The organism is Bradyrhizobium sp. 170, from assembly GCF_023101085.1.
In the GTDB taxonomy this organism is placed as follows: domain Bacteria; phylum Pseudomonadota; class Alphaproteobacteria; order Rhizobiales; family Xanthobacteraceae; genus Bradyrhizobium.
Map to the genome: position 1 here is coordinate 1,135,301 of NZ_CP064703.1, position 14,279 is coordinate 1,149,579.

General features: G+C 60.9%; 15 protein-coding genes and 1 tRNA gene. 5 read left to right on the plus strand and 11 right to left on the minus strand.

Translation table 11 applies throughout. The features are described from left to right. Positions 1 to 2: 2 nt before the first annotated feature. A complete protein-coding gene (gene trxB / locus IVB05_RS05430) occupies positions 3 to 968 on the minus strand; it encodes a thioredoxin-disulfide reductase (RefSeq protein WP_247783406.1) in 966 nt (321 codons plus the stop codon). A gap of 279 nt (positions 969 to 1,247) precedes the next feature. On the opposite strand from trxB, the gene IVB05_RS05435 reads away from it, so the two are divergent. Then, positions 1,248 to 1,727 (plus strand): Lrp/AsnC family transcriptional regulator, encoded by a 480-nt coding sequence (locus tag IVB05_RS05435; RefSeq protein ID WP_247783407.1) that lies wholly within the window; start codon positions 1,248 to 1,250, stop codon positions 1,725 to 1,727. 354 nt (positions 1,728 to 2,081) lie between these two features. Here IVB05_RS05435 and IVB05_RS05440 read toward each other — a convergent pair whose 3' ends face one another. Beyond that, positions 2,082 to 2,498 carry a DoxX family protein gene (locus IVB05_RS05440; protein WP_247786595.1) on the minus strand — a complete coding sequence of 139 codons (417 nt, stop codon included), beginning with the start codon at positions 2,496 to 2,498 and terminating at the stop codon, positions 2,082 to 2,084. Between the two features lie 7 nt (positions 2,499 to 2,505). On the opposite strand from IVB05_RS05440, the gene IVB05_RS05445 reads away from it, so the two are divergent. Continuing rightward, positions 2,506 to 2,844 carry a hypothetical protein gene (locus tag IVB05_RS05445; protein ID WP_247783408.1) on the plus strand — a complete coding sequence of 113 codons (339 nt, stop codon included), beginning with the start codon at positions 2,506 to 2,508 and terminating at the stop codon, positions 2,842 to 2,844. 11 nt (positions 2,845 to 2,855) lie between these two features. On the opposite strand, the gene greA is transcribed toward IVB05_RS05445, so the two are convergent. From greA to IVB05_RS05465, 4 genes are all read right to left on the minus strand, one after another. Next, complete coding sequence (gene greA, locus IVB05_RS05450; RefSeq protein WP_247786596.1) at positions 2,856 to 3,329, minus strand: transcription elongation factor GreA; 474 nt, start codon at positions 3,327 to 3,329, stop codon at positions 2,856 to 2,858. Positions 3,330 to 3,547: 218 nt separating this feature from the next. Then, entirely contained in the window at positions 3,548 to 7,012 is a 3,465-nt protein-coding gene (gene carB / locus IVB05_RS05455; protein ID WP_247783409.1) for a carbamoyl-phosphate synthase large subunit, read from the minus strand. A 281-nt stretch (positions 7,013 to 7,293) separates the two neighbouring features. Further along, a tRNA-OTHER gene (locus IVB05_RS05460) sits at positions 7,294 to 7,369 on the minus strand. 82 nt (positions 7,370 to 7,451) lie between these two features. Further along, on the minus strand, positions 7,452 to 8,156 hold the full coding sequence (locus IVB05_RS05465; protein WP_247783410.1) for a class I SAM-dependent methyltransferase: 705 nt from the start codon (positions 8,154 to 8,156) through the stop codon (positions 7,452 to 7,454). Between the two features lie 124 nt (positions 8,157 to 8,280). On the opposite strand from IVB05_RS05465, the gene IVB05_RS05470 reads away from it, so the two are divergent. Both IVB05_RS05470 and IVB05_RS05475 read left to right on the plus strand, forming a co-directional pair. After that, positions 8,281 to 8,814 (plus strand): DNA starvation/stationary phase protection protein, encoded by a 534-nt coding sequence (locus IVB05_RS05470; RefSeq protein ID WP_247783411.1) that lies wholly within the window; start codon positions 8,281 to 8,283, stop codon positions 8,812 to 8,814. Positions 8,815 to 8,989: 175 nt separating this feature from the next. Beyond that, positions 8,990 to 9,298, plus strand: coding sequence for a hypothetical protein (locus IVB05_RS05475; RefSeq protein ID WP_247783412.1), 309 nt, complete (start codon positions 8,990 to 8,992; stop codon positions 9,296 to 9,298). A gap of 49 nt (positions 9,299 to 9,347) precedes the next feature. Here the strand turns inward: IVB05_RS05475 and IVB05_RS05480 are convergent, their stop codons facing one another. Together IVB05_RS05480 and IVB05_RS05485 are read right to left on the minus strand one after the other, a co-directional pair. Continuing rightward, a complete protein-coding gene (locus tag IVB05_RS05480; protein WP_247783413.1) occupies positions 9,348 to 10,790 on the minus strand; it encodes a DUF1254 domain-containing protein in 1,443 nt (480 codons plus the stop codon). Between the two features lie 79 nt (positions 10,791 to 10,869). Further along, positions 10,870 to 12,333, minus strand: coding sequence for a DUF1254 domain-containing protein (locus IVB05_RS05485; protein ID WP_247783414.1), 1,464 nt, complete (start codon positions 12,331 to 12,333; stop codon positions 10,870 to 10,872). Between the two features lie 605 nt (positions 12,334 to 12,938). Between IVB05_RS05485 and IVB05_RS05490 the strand changes: the two genes are divergently transcribed. Further along, complete coding sequence (locus IVB05_RS05490; protein WP_247783415.1) at positions 12,939 to 13,232, plus strand: hypothetical protein; 294 nt, start codon at positions 12,939 to 12,941, stop codon at positions 13,230 to 13,232. Positions 13,233 to 13,288: 56 nt separating this feature from the next. Here the strand turns inward: IVB05_RS05490 and IVB05_RS05495 are convergent, their stop codons facing one another. The 3 genes from IVB05_RS05495 to IVB05_RS05505 form a co-directional block, all read right to left on the minus strand. After that, entirely contained in the window at positions 13,289 to 13,465 is a 177-nt protein-coding gene (locus tag IVB05_RS05495; protein WP_247783416.1) for a hypothetical protein, read from the minus strand. A gap of 38 nt (positions 13,466 to 13,503) precedes the next feature. Continuing rightward, on the minus strand, positions 13,504 to 13,740 hold the full coding sequence (locus IVB05_RS05500) for a hypothetical protein (protein WP_247783417.1): 237 nt from the start codon (positions 13,738 to 13,740) through the stop codon (positions 13,504 to 13,506). Between the two features lie 151 nt (positions 13,741 to 13,891). Then, positions 13,892 to 14,269 carry a response regulator gene (locus IVB05_RS05505; protein ID WP_247783418.1) on the minus strand — a complete coding sequence of 126 codons (378 nt, stop codon included), beginning with the start codon at positions 14,267 to 14,269 and terminating at the stop codon, positions 13,892 to 13,894. Positions 14,270 to 14,279: the final 10 nt, after the last annotated feature.

Genomic DNA, 14,279 nt, shown 5'->3' on the forward strand with positions numbered 1-14,279 from the left:
GATTACTCCGCCGCCGCGCGATCGCTCGCGCGCAAAGCCAGGAAGCGTTCAGCCTCGAGGGCCGCCATGCAGCCGAGGCCGGCCGCCGTGACCGCCTGCCGATAGGTTTCGTCCGCCACGTCGCCGGCGGCGAACAGGCCGGGAATAGACGTGGCGGTCGAGTTTGGCGCCACCTCGACATAGCCGGAGGATTTCAGCTTGATCTGGCCTTTGACGAGGTCGGTTGCGGGCGCGTGGCCGATGGCGATGAAGACGCCGTCGGCCGGCACATCCGTAAGCCTGCCGGTCTTGACGTTCTTCAGGCGCACATGGGTGACCTTGCCCGGGTTTTCGGTGCCGCAGATCTCGTCGATCGCGGAATCCCAGACCACCTTGATCTTGGGGTTCTTGAACAGGCGATCCTGCAGGATGCGCTCGGCACGGAAATGATCGCGGCGATGCACGATCGTTACCTGCGAGGCGAAGTTAGTGAGGAACAGCGCTTCCTCGACCGCGGTATTGCCGCCGCCGACCACGATCACTTCCTTGCCGCGGTAGAAGAAGCCGTCGCAGGTCGCGCAGGCCGAGACGCCAAAGCCCTTGAATTTTTCTTCGGAAGCGATGCCGAGCCAGCGCGCCTGCGCGCCGGTGGCGAGGATCACGGTTTCCGCCAGATAGACGTCGCCGCTGTCGCAGGTCAGCCGGAACGGCCGCTGCGCCAGTTCGAGCTTGTTGACGAAATCAGTGACGATCTTGGTGCCGACATGCGCCGCCTGCTTCTCCATCTGCTCCATCAGCCAGGGGCCCTGGATGACGTCGGCGAAGCCCGGATAGTTTTCCACGTCGGTGGTGATGGTGAGCTGCCCGCCGGGCTGGATGCCCTGGATCAGCACCGGCTCCAGCATCGCGCGCGCCGCGTAGATCGCCGCGGTGTAACCGGCGGGGCCGGAACCGATAATGACGACCTTGGCATGGATAGGCGCAGGCATCGGCGGATCCCTCTCTTATTCGGGGGTTTTTGTTGACTGAGCAGAAAGCGCCCGGAAGGACGTCGCGGGGCGCCGAAAGTGTCAAATCCAAGTCTAGAATATCTGGGTAGCTATGCAAGAATTGCAATTCATCCCAGCGAATTTTCCCCGGAACTGATTTCACAATCGCGAAATATGGCGATGCACGCGCAATAAAATTGCGCAAGCCGCACGGCCTGCGCTAAGAGAGTTACCAGTAAGACCTGCCCAGGCGCAGCAGAATTAGGGAACCCGACGCGCGTGTCGAAGAATCTTGACGAAATCGACCTCAAAATCCTCGCCGAAATCCAGGCCGACGGCCGAATCACCAACGTGGAACTGGCCAAACGCGTCGGTATTTCGCCGCCGCCCTGCCTGCGCCGGGTCCGCACGCTGGAGGAGGAAGGGTACATCAAGGGCTATCGGGGCCTGCTGGATCCACGCCGGCTCGGCTTCGACGTCACGGTGTTTGCCTCCGTCCACCTGTCCAGCCAGGCGGATGCGGATTTGCGCGCGTTCGAGGATTTCGTCCGCGCCGAGCCCCTGGTGCGGGAATGCTGGATGCTGTCGGGCGAGGTGGATTTCATCCTCAAATGCGTCGCGCCCGACATGGCGACGTTTCAGGATTTCGTCACGCACCTGACGGCAGCACCCCACGTGCGCAACGTCCGGACGTCGCTGGTGCTGCACAATTCGAAATATGAAGCGGCAGTGCCGCTCGATGTGAAGGTGGCGGGCTGAACGCTCTCGCCGCCGTCATTGCCTGCGACAAACGCGAAGCGTTTGCGTAAGGGAGCTCGCGACAAAATTGCAAAGCAATTTTGCGCTGAAGCGACGAAGCAATCCATTCTTTCCTCTGCGGAGAGATGGATTGCTTCGCTTGGCTCGCAATGACGAACCAGCCGTAATTTGTAGGGTGGGCAAAGCCACCGGAGTTTGTAGGGTGGGCAAAGCTACCGGGTCGCGCGAATGCGCGCCCGATGACAGGCTCCGCGTGCCCACCATTCAGAGCAATGTCGTGATGGTGGGCACGGCGCGAAGGGCGCCTTTGCCCACCCTACGAGTCTTCGCTCGCAACGACGGATCAGAACGCCTTTACGTCTTCTTCCGCATCATGGCGTCGAGGCTGTACGGCCCGCCGCCTGCGGTCGAAAGATAAAGGCAGGCGAAGCAGAACAGGATCGCGAGCGTGCCGCCGTTGATGATCGGAAAAAAATTCCGCGGCGCATGACCGATGAAATAGGCAAAGGCCATCTCGCCGGCAAGAATGAAGGCGACGGGTCGTGTGAACAGTCCGAGCAGCAAAAGCGCGCCCAGAATCAGCTCAATCGCACCGGCGGCTCCCGGTAGCGACATCAATTGCACCTTGTTGAGGAAGGCGGCAGCGTTGCCATCCGGAATTGTCGGAAACTTCAGAATCTTCGCGACGCCGAATTGAAACAGCAGCAAGCCGGTGATGAAGCGAAACAAGCTCAGCGCCGTCGGCTGCCATTTCGCGAGCATCCTGTCGATTTGGTCCATGTCGTCCCCCTTGTTTGATACGCCAGAACTTAGCTTCACAACATTACACGGTGTTGGCGCGATTGCGTGTGATGCCGACACAACACCCCTGAAATTGAATCATTCCCCTCGCAACTCATCGCTTCGCGATATTGTCGCGATTGCAGCGCAGCAAGATGCCGTCCGGAGCAGCGGAGCCTGCCGCGCGCCGCTCGTCGATTTAGTTATGGATTATAAGCATTATCCGGAGTCGGATATTATGGAATCCGCTGCGTCGCCACTCACAATCCTGTCAGCGACGGCATTGTCGTGCGCCAACAAAAAGCCGCGTCGAAACGCGGCTTTGTCGCAACAGTAACTTGCAGGTGACTATCGCCACTCGACCTTGGTGATCTCGTAGGCCTTGGCGCCGCCCGGCGCCACGACTTCCACAGTCGAGCCTTTTTTCTTGCCGATCAGGGCGCGCGCCAGCGGCGAGGTGATCGAGATACGGCCCTTCTTGGCGTCGGCTTCCGGCTCGCCCACGATCTGCCACACCGTTTTCTTCTCGGTGTCTTCGTCGACCAGCGTGACGGTGGCGCCGAACTTGACGGTGTCGCCTGAGAGCTTGGAGATGTCGATAATGTCGGCACGCGCGAGCTTGTCTTCGAGCTCGGCGATGCGGCCTTCATTGTGCGACTGCTCTTCCTTGGCGGCGTGATATTCCGCGTTTTCCGAAAGGTCTCCATGCGAGCGCGCCTCGGCGATATGCTCGATGATGCGCGGACGATCCTCCGACTGGCGCTTCTTCAACTCGATCTCGAGGGCAGCATAGCCGCCAGCGGTCATCGGTACCTTTTCCATCATGTCTTCCGTCCTTCCATCGTGCGAGCCGCCCAGGGCGTTGCGCGCACGAGGCATTTTTTAGATTTCGATTCGGGCTTTCATGGCCCCATACGAGCCCTGCGAGCCTATTAATTTTCGGCCCGGTCAAGGGCCGATTCAACATTCAAACGAGCGGTGAGTTCCTGCCATACGGCTTTATTGCCAACCGTTTAGCGGGCATTTTGCCCCTCTAACGATCAGTTTTCGGAAAAGTAACTCTGCAGGGTGCGGACCTCAAGGTCCCCGCCCAGATAGGCGCGAATGCCTTGGGCGGCCGCGACAGCACCTGAAAGAGTGGTGTAATACGGCACTTTATGCAAGAGGGCAGCCCGCCGCAGCGAACGGCTGTCCGCCAGCGCCTGCGGCCCCTCGGTGGTGTTGAAAACGAGCTGAATGTCGCCATTGGTGATGGCGTCGACGATGTGCGGCCGTCCCTCCAGCACCTTGTTAACCTTCTCGGTCGGAATGCCGTTGTCGGTCAGGAAGCGCTGGGTGCCTGATGTGCCCATCACCTTGAAGCCGAGCGAGTGCAAGAGGCGCACCGCTTCGGTGATGCGGTTCTTGTCGGTCTCGCGCACCGAGACGAATACGGTCCCCTTGCGCGGCACGCGGGTGCCGCCGCCGAGCTGGCTCTTTGCGAACGCCACCTCGAAGGAGCGGTCGATGCCCATGACCTCGCCGGTCGAGCGCATCTCCGGACCGAGCACGGTGTCGACGCCGGGGAAGCGTGCGAAGGGGAAGACGGACTCTTTCACGCCGACATGGCCGAGCTGCTTCTTCTTCAGCTTGAAATCAGCAAGCTTCTCGCCGGCCATGATCCGTGCCGCGATCTTCGCCACCGGCGTGCCGACGACCTTGGCGACGAACGGCACTGTGCGCGACGCCCGCGGATTGACCTCGAGCACGTGGATCTCGCCGTCCTTGATCGCATATTGCACGTTCATCAGCCCGACGACGTCGAGGCCGAGCGCCAGCTCTCGGGTCTGCCGCTCGAGCTCCTCGATCATCTTCGCATCAAGCGAATGCGGCGGCAGCGAGCAGGCGGAATCGCCGGAGTGAATGCCGGCTTCCTCGATATGCTCCATGATGCCGACGATGAAGGTGTCCTTGCCGTCGCATAGGCAGTCGACGTCGATCTCGGTGGCGTCGGAGAGATAGCGGTCGAACAGCAGCGGATTGGTGCCGAGCACCGTATTGATCTGGCCGGTCTTGTCGTTCGGGTAGCGCGCCTTGACGTCGCCGGGGACCAGTTCGGGCAGGGTGCCGAGCAGATAATCGTTGAGCTGGTTCTCTTCGCGGATGATCTGCATCGCGCGGCCGCCCAGCACATAGGACGGGCGCACCACCAGCGGCAGGCCGAGATCGGCCGACACCAGCCGCGCCTGCTCGACCGAATAGGCGATGCCGTTCTTCGGCTGCTTGAGGCGCAGCTTGTCGAGCACGCGCTTGAAGCGGTCGCGGTCCTCGGCGAGGTCGATGGCGTCGGGCGAGGTGCCGAGGATCGGCACATCGGCGGCTTCCAGCGCGCGCGCCAGCTTGAGCGGGGTCTGGCCGCCGAACTGCACGATCACGCCGTGCAGCGTGCCGTTCTGCCGTTCAGTGGCGATGATTTCCAGCACATCCTCGGCGGTGAGCGGCTCGAAATAGAGCCGGTCGGCGGTGTCGTAGTCGGTCGACACCGTCTCCGGATTGCAGTTGATCATGATGGTCTCATAGCCGGCGTCGGATAGCGCGAAGCAGGCATGACAGCAGCAATAGTCGAACTCGATGCCCTGGCCGATCCGGTTCGGGCCGCCGCCGAGGATGACGACCTTCTTCTTGTCCGACGGCGCGCTCTCATCGGCGAGCTTGCCTGCGAACGGCGCCTCATAGGTCGAATACATGTAGGCGGTGGGGGAGGCGAATTCCGCGGCACAGGTGTCGATGCGCTTGAACACCGGGCGGACGCCGAGCGCGTGACGTTTTGCGGTGATCTCGGCCTCGGTGGACTCAGACAGCACGGCCAGCCGCGCGTCCGAAAAACCCATCGCCTTCAGCATGCGCATGCCGTAGCCGTTCGGCGGCAGGCCGTTCGCCTTGACCTTTGCTTCCATGTCGACGATGCCGCGCATCTCGCTCAGGAACCACGGATCGATCTTGCAGGAATTGAAGATCTCTTCGTTCGACCAGCCTAGCCGCATCGCCTGCGCCACCTGCAGGATACGGTTCGGCGTCGGCGTGCCCAGGGCTGCGCGGACGGCGTTCTTGTCGTCGTGTTGGCCAAGCCCCTCGATCTCGATCTCGTCGAGCCCGGTCAAACCGGTCTCGAGCCCGCGCAGCGCCTTCTGCAGGCTCTCCTGGAAGGTGCGGCCGATCGCCATCACTTCGCCGACCGACTTCATCGAGGTCGTCAGCGTGGTGGAGGCGCCGGGGAATTTCTCGAACGCAAACCGTGGAACCTTGGTCACGACGTAATCGATCGTCGGTTCGAACGAGGCAGGCGTCGCGCCGCCGGTGATGTCGTTGGCGATTTCGTCGAGTGTGTAGCCGACCGCGAGCTTGGCGGCGACCTTTGCGATCGGAAAGCCGGTGGCCTTGGAAGCGAGCGCCGAGGAGCGCGACACGCGCGGGTTCATCTCGATCACCACCATGCGGCCGTCGTCGGGGTTGACGCCGAACTGCACGTTGGAGCCGCCGGTCTCCACCCCGATCTCGCGCAGCACCGCCAGCGAGGCGTCGCGCATGATCTGGTATTCCTTGTCGGTCAGCGTCAGCGCCGGCGCCACCGTGATGGAATCGCCGGTGTGCACGCCCATCGGATCGAGGTTCTCGATCGAGCAGACGATGATGCAATTATCCTTCTTGTCGCGCACCACCTCCATCTCGAACTCTTTCCAGCCGAGCACGGATTCCTCGATCAAGACTTCGTTGGTCGGGGAGGCGTCGAGGCCGCGTTCGATGATGTCGAGGAACTCTTCCTTGTTGTAGGCGATGCCGCCGCCGGTGCCGCCCATGGTGAAGGAGGGGCGGATGATCGCGGGCAGCCCGATTTCGGACAGCGCCATCAGCGCTTCACCGAGCGCGTGCTCCTGGTAGCGCTTGCGGCGCTCGTTCTCGCCGAGCGTCCATTGCCGTTCGCACTCTTCCAGCGCGGCGCCGGACAGCTTCTCGCGTTCGGTCTGGTATTTGTCGCGATAGGACTTCTTCAGCGCCGAGGCGTTGGCGAGCCGCGATTTCGGCGTCTGCAGGCCGATCTTTTCCATGGCGTTGCGGAAAAGCTGGCGGTCTTCCGCCTTGTCGATCGCGTCGGCAGTGGCGCCGATCATCTCGACGTCGAATTTGTCGAGCGTGCCCTGACGGCGCAGCGACAGCGCGCAGTTCAGCGCGGTCTGGCCGCCCATGGTCGGCAGCAGCGCAAAGCCGCCCGGAATGACGTGGCGTTCCGCCTCGATGATCTTGGCGACGATTTCGGGGGTGATCGGCTCGATATAGGTGGCGTCCGCCAGTTCCGGGTCGGTCATGATGGTGGCCGGATTGGAATTGACGAGGACGATGCGGTAGCCCTCTTCCTTCAGCGTCTTCACCGCCTGGGTGCCGGAATAGTCGAATTCGCAGGCCTGGCCGATCACGATGGGACCGGCGCCGATGATCAGGATGGTGGAGATATCTGTTCTTTTGGGCATCAGCTCTCAGACTGGATTTTAGGCACAAAAAAAGGGCGCGCATGCTGCGCGTCCCCTAAGCCAAGAGCGCGGGTCACCCTCGCGCGCGGGTGGTCTTTAGACCAGATTCCGCACCCGCGAAACCCCCAAAAACGGGCCATCAACCGGCAATTTCATGGGATTTGGTCCGCCGCGCGGCCCCAGTCCGTCTACGCTTTCGCTTTGCTCAAGCTACGCCGGACACGCTTTGCCCCGCCGGTCTCCGGCGTGGCTGCGCCACGCGTAGCCGTCAGGGCGAAGCGTGGAGGCCCGGCCTGGATTTGAACCAGGATAAAGAGCATTGCACTGCTCCCGCGTCGTCGCTTCCGCCACCGGGCCGCGGCAATCATTGCTTATCACGGCGCGGTGAACCACCCCTTACCGCGCTTTAGGGTTAACAACCTTAGCGCGCGATTAGAACTCAGGGGCGCTGGAAAGCGTGGCGCGCCACGAACGTCATCCGCCACGGGTTGTGGCCGATGTTGAGATGGGCGCGTGAGGCGGCGAAGCCGGCGGCGGCGAGTTTCTCGATCATCTCGTCTTCGCGGTAGCGCTGCAGCCCGACGCGGGTGCGCAGCTGCCGGTAGTCCGACAGCGCGGTGCTGGCGAGGCCGTAAAGGGCGTCTTTCAGGAAACCGTGCCTGCTTGCGAATTTCAACAGCGCCAGCACGTCCCTGGCCATGCCGACTTCGGGCCGCAGGATGTCGCCCAGCACCAGGCGACCGTTGGGCTTCAATAGCCGGCGTACGACGGCAAACGCCGAATCCAGCTCTTCCGGCGTCATGTATTGCGCGACCGAATTCATGACGACGAGATCGACCGAGTTTTCCGCCATTCGGCTGAGATCCTCGAGCGAGCGAACGCGGATCTTGGTGTTCGGCGCAAAGCGCGCGATCAGCCGGCCGCGGACGCCTGGCGCCGGCTCGGCCAGATAGAGCTTGCCACAGGCATCGGCCACCCTGGCGGCGGACAGCGCCTCGCCGCAGGCATAGTCCAGCACGACGGAGTCGGGCGAGGAGATGTAGCCGATGATGTCGCGCGCGATGATCTGGAAATGCAGGTCGCGATGCAGCTTGCTCGCATAAATCGTATGCGTGGAATCGTAATAGTCGATCCATTCATCCATTGCGCGCGCGTCCGGTGAAGCAGCGGGTTCCGGCACCGGAACCAGCCTGAAGGTGATGCGTTAGGTCGTCCGACGGCCAATGTCCACCGCCGCCAGAGTCCGGTTCCTAACAGGAAGGTGCAACGTGAGCAAAACCAACAACAAATCCGGCAAGGTATCCCCCGATCTCGACACGCCGACCGACCTGGCGCCGGCCGCCGTCGAGAAGATTTCGACATCCCTCAACGCGCTGCTGGCGGACGCCTTCGCGCTTTACCTGAAGACCAAGAACTTCCACTGGCATGTCAGCGGCCGGCATTTCCGCGACTATCATCTGATGCTGGACGAGCAATCCGAAGCGATCTTCGCCACCACCGACCAGCTCGCCGAACGGGTGCGCAAGCTCGGCGGCATTACGCTGCGCTCGATCGGACACATCGCCAAGCTGCAGACCATTCAGGACAACAACGAGGCCTATGTGCCGCCGCGCGAAATGCTGCGCGAGCTGATGGAAGACAACAAGCACATGGCGGCGGCGATGCGCAAAGCGCACAAGCTTTGCGATGACAATGAGGACACGGGCACCGCCCAGTTGCTCGAATTGTTCATCGACGAGACCGAGCGCCGCACCTGGTTCCTGTTCGAGGCCAGCCGCCAGGAAGGCGCCAACGCGGCGTGAGCTTTGCGTGCGATCCGCAGACGCGCAGGGTCGGCTTTGCCATCCCTGCGTTCTGCGGCGCCTGTCTCCTGATGGACATTCCCATCGCGTCCCGGCCGGTTTTGCGATAGGCTGGCGCTGCTTCGAACAGAAGCGGCGGCCCGAAGTTTTTGCTGCGATCCGAAGGAGGCGGGAGATGCCTATCTCTTTCTCGATGATCGTTTTGAACTCGCAGTTGATCGTTGCGGTGGCAGACGGCGTGCCGAACTTCGATGTTGCGCGGAGTTGCAAGCTCGACGTCGCCGCCACCACCGGCCTCTCCGTTGACCAGTCGATAAAGAGCTGCGTGAACGATGAGCAGAAAGCGAAGCGGCAGCTCGCAGGCCAATGGTCGAAATTCCCCGCGCCAAGCCGGGCAAGCTGCGTCTCGCAAGAGAGCATCGGTGGCACGCCAAGTTACGTCAGCTTGCTGACATGCCTCCAGATGGGTCAGTGGGCCAGATGAAATGACCCCTGTGGCCGCCGTCCCCGCCTTGATGACGGCGGCCGTTCCGTTACTTCGCCGCCACGATCGCCGGTGGCTTCCAGGAGCCATTGCCTGCAGGTAAGACGGACGGCGCTTCGGTCTTCGGCCAGTAGAGCCGCATCACGAGGTACATTTCGCCGTTCGGCGCCGGCAACCAGTTGGATTCCTTGTCGGCGCCGGGTGAGTCTTTCTGGAGATGCAGCGTGAGAGAACCGTCCGGATTCTTCTTCATGTCGGGCAGCATCGGTGAATTGATCAGGTATCGATTGATCGGATTCTCGATCAGCAGCTGGCTCTTGCCGTCATACATTGTCACCGACCAGAAGGCTTCCACCGGCGGATACTGTCCGGCGGGGAAAGTGATGGTGTATTTGTGTTTGGAGGCATCGAGCGCTTCGCCGTCGGCGAGCGTTTTGGTCATTGGATAGACGGCTTCCGCGGCGTCATTGCCGTAAATGCCGCCTTTGGCGGCGGCAGCGCGCTTCAGCCAATCACCGCTGTAGAACAGCCGGTCTCCGAACAGCGATCCGATTTTCCATCCGTTTACGTCCTTCTGGCCGCTGGCGAGATACTTCTCGACCTTTTCTTCGCCGTCTTTCATCCCCAGTCCGATTTCAATCTTGTGGGTCAGCGGAAGATCCTTGAACTCGAATGTCTTGCCCGCGCCGACGCCGATGCGCGCGAGCTTTTCGCGAATGGCGCGTTCTTCCGGCCCTGCTGGCGCAAACTGCAGAGCGAAATCGAGGTATTCGAAGAAGTTCTTCTTCACCAACTCAGCATCGGCCTTGGGAAAGTCGATCGCTGCTGCACCGGTCGTTGCTGGCTGCTTGATATAGGCCGACAGGGGCTGCGCCTTGTAGCCGGCCTGAACCTTTACGACATTGGGCATATCCTCCGGATTGAAGAGCTGGGTGCGAATGGCCGCGAAGGCAAACTGCGTCGAAGACTGAAAGACCTTCTGGATTCCGGGCGGAGTGGCTCCCTGCCAGTTCGGCCCAACGACCATGTAATCTCCGGCGTCGCTACCGGTCGCGCGGCTCCCGATATAACCAAAATTGAACGTGTTGCCGTCGATCAGCTGCACTGTGTAATAGCGAGTCTTTTCCACGGCCGGCACAGAAACAACCATTGGTTCGGCGCGCAGATCAAACCATAAGGTGGAATATGGAGTGTCGCTGTTGGGCGTCACGACAGCGGTATCTTTGTACGTCGCGACATACGCCAGGTTTTTGATCTGATTGAACGGTGCCTTGAACTGGCTGTTCTTCGCGTCCACGGAGAACTCATACATGACAGCGTAGTTCATCACGATCGGCAGCCCATAGATGAAGCCTTCCTCGGCGATGGCCTTGGCCTCGCGGATGTCAGGCCATTCGGTCTTGGCCTGCGCGTTCGCCGGGACAGGCGTCGTTGTCGTGACAATGAGTGCAGCAAGTGCGGCGGAACGAAGAAGGTCGCGTTTCGTCAACATGGTACCGGCTCCTCTTTGGGGAAGATTGTGTTCGCGGGGGTCGGTCGCCGGCGCCGAAGCGCCGGCGGGCCGTCAACTTTTATTGGGCCGAGATTCCCACCGTTGTTTGCGACTTCACAACCGGCGGAGGGTTCCATTTGCCGGTCAGCGCTTCCGACTTCGGCGCGTACAGGCGCATCGTCAGATTGAATGGCGCCTTCGGCGCGGGAAGCCAGTTGGCTTCGAGCTCCTTGCCCGGGCTCGCGTTCTGGAAATAGAGGTCGAGCGAACCATCGGCGTTGTATTTGAACGGCATCCAGCTGCTCACCGCAAAACGGTTCAGCGTGTTGCCGACCTGGAAGCCGTCCTGATCGTAGAGCGTGATCGACCAGAACGCATTGACCGGCGGGGTGGCGCCCTTCTCGAAGGTGATGGTGTATTTGTTCGCGCCATCGAGCGGCTTGCCGGATTCGTCGGCGAGATTGAGCGGATAGATGGCGTCCTCCACCACGTTCGCGCCCAGGCCTTGCTGCGAGAGAATGGCCCGCTTCAGGTAATAGTTGCCATACACGCCCACCGTGTCGGTGTTCATCCCCCAGCCGTTGGCAACCCGCGCCAGCGTCGGCAGCTTCCAGGCCATCAGCTTCTGCGCGTCCTGTGGTGCCGTTTCCACTGCCCTCTGCACGGTGGGATCGAGCTTGCCGATGTCAAAGCTCTTGCCAACCTCGATGCCGATTTTCTTCATCTGCGCGAGGATCGGCTCGTCGGTAATATGGGGCGGATGAAGCTTGAGCAACTCGGCGGCATTGGCGAAATAGACGCCGGCCGACATAGTATCGACCTGGGTCTTTGGCGGCGTCTTCATATCGACGCTTGGGTCGGGCTTGAATTCGACCGGCTTTGGCGTCTTGCCATACTCGGAAAGAAGCGTGACTTTGTAGCCGGCCTGGATCTTGTGAACCGCAGGATAATCCGGCGGGCCGTCGGTCTTGGTCCGGCCGATCAGCCAGACGTAGGGTGTTGGCGCGTTGATGCGCTGGGTGTCTTTCGGAAGCTTGAACTCCTCGGCGAATCTGTCGCGCAGATCCGGCCGCCAGCCTGGGGGTGTCACCAGAAACGTCCCGGCCTTGGTGCCCGTCGTGCGCCAGCCCGGCGATGCAAAAACATCGGTCCACATGTCGAGCATCGGCAGCAGATAATAGCGTCCATCGGTGTCCGGCGCCGAGATGACGACGGGCTCCTTGGTCATATCCAGCCACGAGGCGGAATACAGCGTATCGAAGTTGGAGCGCACGACACCCTTGAAGTCTGCCGGCGGATATTCGGGCACGTTGACGAACGTGTTCATCGGGCCCTTGAAGGAATCCTTGCCTTGTTCGACGTTTGTAAATTGCTTGCGGGACACGTCCATCGACATGATGGGATAGAAATAGACGTAGGCATCCACCGCGATGGCGTGTGCCTCCTGTTCGGTGATTGCCGGTGCGGACTGAGCCTGCACCGCGGGCGCAGCCGCCGCGCCAAGGCAAAGGGACAAGGTCAGCGTCAGAATCCGTCGAAACATGTCGAATACTCCTCTACTGATGTGGCTGTCGTGATTTGTGGCTGGTTTGGTCTTCCTCACTGTTGATGCCTCCCGACTTCGCGATCGGGAGGTCGCGCATGCAAGAGGACGCACAAAGCCGGCTGCATAAAACGCCGCATGGCGTCTGCAGAATGGAGACAAAGGTGCTGAAATGAGAGGCTATCGAGTCAATTGCAGAAGAGCGGCTTGCGGGCTACCTCCACTAGAACACGCTAGCACAAAGTCCAGTGAGTTGCATTATTTTCCCGTCGCACCGAGTGCTCGCGGATGGATTGATTGTCGCTAAAATTTCGTGCGCTTTTGAATTGTTTCGCGCGCCTTGGGATGCCATGTGTTGGCAAAACGGTCAGCCGCGTTTCCTTAGTTTGGCCAGCGGTCCGTTCTCGCCGATGAAACGGATCGGCGCCGTGGCGGTCAAAATGCGCGAAAAAAGCGCGCGTCTTTAGATTGTGCTGCAAGATTCCGATAATCAATTTAAGCGAGCCTGTGGGAGGCTTCGCTATGATGAAAGCCGCCCGGTGAGCCCGTGCAGGATGATGCGGGTGCAATCGGTCCGTACGTTACTTCTGATTTGGAATTGAGCGATGCAGAAAGTAATTGAATTTCGTGGCCCGAAGCCTGAGCCCGCGTCCGAGCCGCCGGCGGCGCCGCCATCCATTGAGCCGATCCTGGCAGTGGTCGAATCCTTGTCCCGCACCCTCGATTGCATCAAGACCATGTGCGCGACCGAGCCGACCGGGCCGATCCGCGACAGGCTGGAGACTGAACGGGCAAATCTCGTTATCGGGCTTTTCGTCGCGCGGGTCGCCGCGATGCGGCTGTCTTCCAGCGAGCAGGCGCCGGAGGAGCCGAATCTTTCGATCGCCGGGCGCGGCTGACAACGCGCCAAACAGGCGACGATGAAGATAATGCCGCCACCTGAGGCGGCCCACTCTTAGCCGGCTTTTTGCGCGTTCATGGCCTGCTCAACGTCGTCAGCCAGTTGATCCAGATGCTTGGCCAGCCGGTCGAACATTTCGCGTTTAGCCATATCCGTTGCAAGATCCCGGATCAGCGCCGCTTCAGCCGCATCGCTCCTAAGCTTCTCGAGAGAAGCCTGATAGTCTTTCACTTGCGGTCCCCCTGCCAGTTTAGGACACCGGGTGCGGCTTACTTCTTCTGATCTGAAACCAAATTTTCTAGCGCCTTGGGCGGCTGCAGGCCGGGAGATCGAAGCCAATCGTTGATGTGTGATACCGTTTCGGCCTGTCGGGCGCGCCGCAAAAGCAATTCCCTGGCAGTGCTTCCTGGAGGTTGTTTTTCAGCTGCTTCCTTAAATTTAATCGCCTCTTCCGCCAGCCTCTCTTCAAAGGTCGCCTCGTGTTTGATGCGCCGCCTCTCTGCCATGACGCTGTCCTCCCAGCCGATAGGTTGAACGGGCCAAAAATTTTAAAATCAGTTTGGGTTTTCCGTCTGTCCGATACCCGACTAAACCCAAACTAGACCACTAGGGGTCGAAGCAGGTCAGCACCCGACGCTGGCGAACTAGCCTTGCGAACTAGCCTTGGATGAGTTCGCGAAGCGTCGTGGTGATTTCCGCAGCGGAGTAGGGCTTAGGCAGGAAGCGTCCACCCTCGGGGAGGTCGCTATCATTGATCCGGGCACGACCTGACGTCGCCACGATCTTGACCGGCGGCCAGCGGTCCCTGACGAAATAAGCGAGCTTCAACCCGTCCATCGAACCGGGCATGTGTATGTCGGTAAAGATAAGATGAATATCGCTGCGGGTCGCGAGAATGCTGACGGCCTCGTCCGCATCGCCAGCCTCGAGAACGTCAAATCCCGCCATCTCGATGGCGGCTCTGGTACCGATCCGGACCAGAAATTCGTCCTCGACAATAAGCACAACAGGTCGCTTGCGAGCGCTGGGCTGCATCAGGGACCGG

Coding starts and splice junctions, on each gene's coding strand:
- trxB (WP_247783406.1), bottom strand. CDS start 968: ATGCCTGCGCCTATCCATGCCAAGGTCGTCATTATCGGTTCCGGCCCC.
- IVB05_RS05445 (WP_247783408.1), top strand. CDS start 2,506: ATGTCGTCCCCCTTGTTTGATACGCCAGAACTTAGCTTCACAACATTA.
- greA (WP_247786596.1), bottom strand. CDS start 3,329: ATGGAAAAGGTACCGATGACCGCTGGCGGCTATGCTGCCCTCGAGATC.
- carB (WP_247783409.1), bottom strand. CDS start 7,012: ATGCCCAAAAGAACAGATATCTCCACCATCCTGATCATCGGCGCCGGT.
- IVB05_RS05465 (WP_247783410.1), bottom strand. CDS start 8,156: ATGGATGAATGGATCGACTATTACGATTCCACGCATACGATTTATGCG.
- IVB05_RS05475 (WP_247783412.1), top strand. CDS start 8,990: ATGCCTATCTCTTTCTCGATGATCGTTTTGAACTCGCAGTTGATCGTT.
- IVB05_RS05480 (WP_247783413.1), bottom strand. CDS start 10,790: ATGTTGACGAAACGCGACCTTCTTCGTTCCGCCGCACTTGCTGCACTC.
- IVB05_RS05485 (WP_247783414.1), bottom strand. CDS start 12,333: ATGTTTCGACGGATTCTGACGCTGACCTTGTCCCTTTGCCTTGGCGCG.
- IVB05_RS05490 (WP_247783415.1), top strand. CDS start 12,939: ATGCAGAAAGTAATTGAATTTCGTGGCCCGAAGCCTGAGCCCGCGTCC.
- IVB05_RS05500 (WP_247783417.1), bottom strand. CDS start 13,740: ATGGCAGAGAGGCGGCGCATCAAACACGAGGCGACCTTTGAAGAGAGG.
- IVB05_RS05505 (WP_247783418.1), bottom strand. CDS start 14,269: ATGCAGCCCAGCGCTCGCAAGCGACCTGTTGTGCTTATTGTCGAGGAC.